The organism is Streptomyces mayonensis, from assembly GCF_018982965.1.
Lineage (GTDB): Bacteria > Actinomycetota > Actinomycetes > Streptomycetales > Streptomycetaceae > Streptomyces > Streptomyces mayonensis.
The window spans coordinates 1-4,091 of record NZ_JACBYP010000232.1; the positions used below are offsets into that span (position 1 = coordinate 1).

Sequence of the window (4,091 nt, forward strand, 5' to 3'; positions counted from 1 at the left end):
GGGGGGGGGGGGGGGGGGGGGGGGGGGGGGGAGCCGGGGCGGGGGGGGGGGGGGGGGTTGGAGTCGGGGCCGGGGTCGGGGTCGGAAGCAGTGCAGTCACCGCCCCCACGGCCGACGCGGGACCGGGAGCCGGAGCCGGTGGTCCACGAGGTGCCGACACCGAGAGCACCGCAGCAGGAGCCCGAACCCACGGACGCCACGCGGATCCAGGAGGCCCCGAAGGCCCCGGTGCCCCCGGAGACGGAGCCCTCGGCCCCTGCCTCCCTCCCCGCTGCAGGCGGCAGAAGACCCGGCGACTGGGAGACGGCCCGCCCCGGAAACGCGGTGCACTACGGCCCGCCGGACATGCGGCACTCCACCGCGGCCCAGGCCCTGCGGGACGCGGAGGGCGCCGCCCTCGTCATCACCTCCGCCCCGGCCCTGTGGACGGACACCAAGGACGCCCGCGCCAAACTCGGCCCGGTCCTCCTCTACGACCCCACCCACCTCTGCGACACCCCGGCCCGCCTCCACTGGTCCCCCACCGTCGGCTGCGAGGACAGACCGACGGCCGCGAGCAGGGCCGCCGCCCTCCTCGCCCCGGTCCGCCCCGCCGCCCGCCTCGACCAGGCACTCGGCGACACGGCCGAACTGCTGCTGCGCAGCTACCTCCACGCCGCCGCCATCGACGGCCGCACCGTCCGCCACGTCCACCGCTGGTCCCAGGGCCTGCAGATCCAGGACGCCGTACGCGTCCTGCGCACCCACCCCAAGGCCGCCCCCGGTTCCGCCGGCGAACTCGAGGGGGCCCTCACCGCCCACCCCGAACGCCGGGACATGGCCCAGCAGCTCACCACCCGGGCCCTCGCCGCCCTCTCCACCGTCAACATCCGAGAGTCCTGCACACCCAACCGAACTGATGCCCTCACCTTGGATTCCTTCATTCACGAACAGGGAACCCTTTACGTGGTGGGGGAATCCATCGAAGACCCCCGGACGAGCCCCGGCGCCATGCCGCTGCTGACGGCGCTCGTCTCCAGCGTGGTCGAGCGCGGCCGGCGCATGGCCGAACGGTCATCCTCCGGTCGCCTCGACCCACCACTGGCCCTCGTCCTGGACGACGTCGCGGCCGTCGCCCCCTTCCCCCAGCTTCCCGGGCTGCTGGCCACCGGCGCGGAGGCGGGCATGCCGACCCTGGCCCTGCTCCGCTCCCGCGAACAGGCCCGAGCCCGCTGGCCCCACGACGAACTCCCGGTCTGAACTCCCGGTCTGAACTCCCGGTCTGAACTCCGGGTCTGAACTCCCCGTCTTGACTCCCCCTCCGGGCTCCAGGCCCACAGCGGCCGGAGGAACCCGCCGTCAGCGCTCCAGCACGTACTCCAGCTCGTGGTCACCGGGCCCGCCCACCAGCGGCACCGTCCGCCCGCTCGGCACGAACCCCACCCTGCGATAGGCCGCCAGCGCCCGCCCGTTCTCCGGATGCACGATGAGCCGCACCCGCTCCGCACCGTTCGCCCACGCCCACTCCAGGCCGGCGTCGAACAGCGCCTTGGCCAGCCCGCTCCCCCGCCACTCCGGCCGTACGAACACTCCGACGACGTGCCCCTGCCGCCGATCCACCGCGAAACCGGCCCAGTCCGTCGTCCCGGCCTCCTCCACCAGCACCGTCAGCGTGCCGATCCACAGCCCGCTGGGCCCCTCCGCGACGATCTGCCGCACCCCGGACCCGTCCGGCGCCCCCTCGGCACTCCGGGCGGCCCGCTCCTGCCAGAAGGAGTCCGGCCGGCCCGCCGCGTCGTCGTACGTCTCCAGGTACGCGAGGTCCGCGACCGGGTCCCGCAGCGCGCGCAGCCGCAGCTCCTTCACCGCGGGCCACTCGTCGGCGCGTATGAAGCGAATCACGTAGTCACCCGGGACCGAGACACTCATGCCGGTCACGGTAGTACCCGGGTACCAGGCGCCTCATCTCATATACGGCCGCAGGGCCTACGCCCACCGGCCGCGGACCCCCGACCATGGTCGGATGGACCCCGTGCACCCCGCGCCGACCCCGCCACCCGTCCCGGAGGACCGGACGGCCGAGCCCCTCACCGAGTACGTCCAGCGCGTCAACCGGCGGGTCCGCGCCTTCGACCGCCGCCGCCCGCTCGTGTGGGACCTGCACCTCGCCGGGTTCTGGGTGGTGGCGGCTCTCATCGACGCGTCCGACGGCTGGCGCAGAGTCGCCCACAACACCGACGTCCCGGTCGCCCTGGTCCTCGTGCTCAGCCTCGCCCTCTCCGTCCCCCTCCTCTGGCGACGCAGCCACCCCCGGGCCGCCCTCCTGGCCACCCTGCCCGCGGCCCTGGTCAGCGCCTGGACGGGCGCCGCCCTCCAGGCCGCGCTCCTCCAACTCCTCCTCGTCCACCACGTCGCCCTCCGGGTACCGCTGCGCAACCTGTGGTGGTCGGTGGCGGTGGTGACCGCCCCCACCTGTGTCACGCTCGCCCGTTACGGGGACAGCGCCGGCCCGTGGAACCAGCAGCTCGGCGGGCAGCTCCTGTCCATCGGCGTGGCCGTCCTCATCGGCATCACCGTCCGCACCCGGCGCGACTACACCGAGGCCCTCGAGGACCGCGCCCGCCGTCTGGAGACCGAGCGCGACCAGCAGCTCCGGCTCGCCGCCGCCGCCGAACGCGCCCGCATAGCACGGGAGATGCACGACATCATCGGCCACAACCTCTCCGTCATCACCGGCCTCGCCGACGGCGGCCGCTACGCCGCCGCCAAGTCCCCCGACCGCGCCGCCCAGGCCCTCGACGCCATCGGCAGCACCAGCCGCCAGGCCCTCGCCGAACTCCGCCGCCTCCTCGACGTCCTGCGCGACGACGACCAGGCCCCCACCGGCAACGCCGAACTGGCCCCCCAGCCCGCCCTCACCGACCTCGACCGCCTCCTGGACGGCGTCCGCAAGGCCGGCCTCCCCGTCCACACGACCGTCCAGGGCCAGGCCGCCCTTCCCGAGGGCCGCCAACTCACCCTGTACCGCGTCGTCCAGGAAGCCCTCACCAACACCCTCAAGCACGCCGGCCCCGACGCCACGGCCCACGTCGCTCTCTCCTACGCGAGCAACGGCGCCGTCACCCTCACCGTCACGGACACCGGCCGCGGGGGCCCGCGGGACCCGTCCGCCGGAGGCGGCCGCGGTCTGCCCGGAATGCGGGAGCGCACCTCGTTGTACGGCGGCACACTGGAAGCCGGCCCACGCCCCGCCCCCGAACGAGGCTGGCGCGTCCACCTACACCTCCCGGAGGAACCCCAGCAGTGACCACCGTCCTCATCGCCGACGACCAGCCACTCCAGCGCTTCGGCTTCCGGATGCTCCTGGAGAGCCAGGACGACATGACGGTCGTCGGCGAGGCGACGAACGGCGCCGAAGCCACCCGGATGACGGCAAGGCTCCACCCCGACGTCGTCCTCATGGACGTCCGCATGCCAGGACTCGACGGCATCGAAGCGACCCGCCGCATCGTCGCGAGCGGCGACCGCACCCGCGTCCTCATCCTCACGACCTTCGACCTCGACGAGTACGCCTACTCCGGCCTCCGCGCCGGCGCCTCCGGCTTCCTCGTCAAGGACGCCCAGCCGGAAGAGCTGCTCGCCGGCATCCGCGCGGTGGCAGCCGGCGACGCGGTGGTGGCTCCCGGCCTGACCCGCCGCCTCCTCAACGCCTACGTCCACCACCTGCCGACCGGAGACACGGCACCGGCGGACTCTCCCGATCCCCGCCTGGCCGCTCTCACCGACCGGGAGACCGAGATCCTGCGGGTGATGGGGCAGGGCTGGACCAACACGGAGATAGCGGAGCGCCTCCACCTCGCCGAATCGACGGTCAAGACACACGTGGGCCGCATCCTGGCCAAAACCAGCTCGAGGGACCGCGTCCAGGCCGTCATCCTGGCGTACGAGACAAAGCTGGTGGGATGAGAAAGGGCAGCAGGAGATCCACCGATACAACGCAGAAAGCCCCGTACCATCCCGGTACGGGGCTTCCTTGCAATAATTGTTCGGCGGCGTCCTACTCTCCCACAGGGTCCCCCCTGCAGTACCATCGGCGCTGTAAGGCTTAGCTT

At 73.4% G+C, this 4,091-nt stretch carries 4 protein-coding genes and 1 rRNA gene; 3 read left to right on the forward strand and 2 right to left on the reverse strand.

Annotated features, from left to right (window positions below; genetic code table 11):
- A partial coding sequence (locus HZS56_RS37415; protein WP_374201248.1) for a type IV secretory system conjugative DNA transfer family protein occupies positions 1 to 1,239 on the forward strand: 1,239 nt, incomplete at its 5' end.
- A gap of 99 nt (positions 1,240 to 1,338) precedes the next feature.
- Here the strand turns inward: HZS56_RS37415 and HZS56_RS37420 are convergent.
- Positions 1,339 to 1,908: a GNAT family N-acetyltransferase gene (locus HZS56_RS37420; protein WP_216725259.1), complete on the reverse strand. Its 570-nt coding sequence runs from the start codon at positions 1,906 to 1,908 to the stop codon at positions 1,339 to 1,341.
- 94 nt (positions 1,909 to 2,002) lie between these two features.
- Here HZS56_RS37420 and HZS56_RS37425 point away from each other — a divergent pair, with 94 nt between their 5' ends.
- Entirely contained in the window at positions 2,003 to 3,286 is a 1,284-nt protein-coding gene (locus HZS56_RS37425; RefSeq protein WP_253915532.1) for a sensor histidine kinase, read from the forward strand.
- Entirely contained in the window at positions 3,283 to 3,945 is a 663-nt protein-coding gene (locus HZS56_RS37430; RefSeq protein ID WP_216725261.1) for a response regulator, read from the forward strand. The genes HZS56_RS37425 and HZS56_RS37430 overlap by 4 nt, the downstream gene beginning before the upstream one ends.
- 78 nt (positions 3,946 to 4,023) lie before the next feature.
- Here the strand turns inward: HZS56_RS37430 and rrf are convergent.
- Positions 4,024 to 4,091 (reverse strand): 5S ribosomal RNA (gene rrf / locus HZS56_RS39255); the annotation flags it as partial.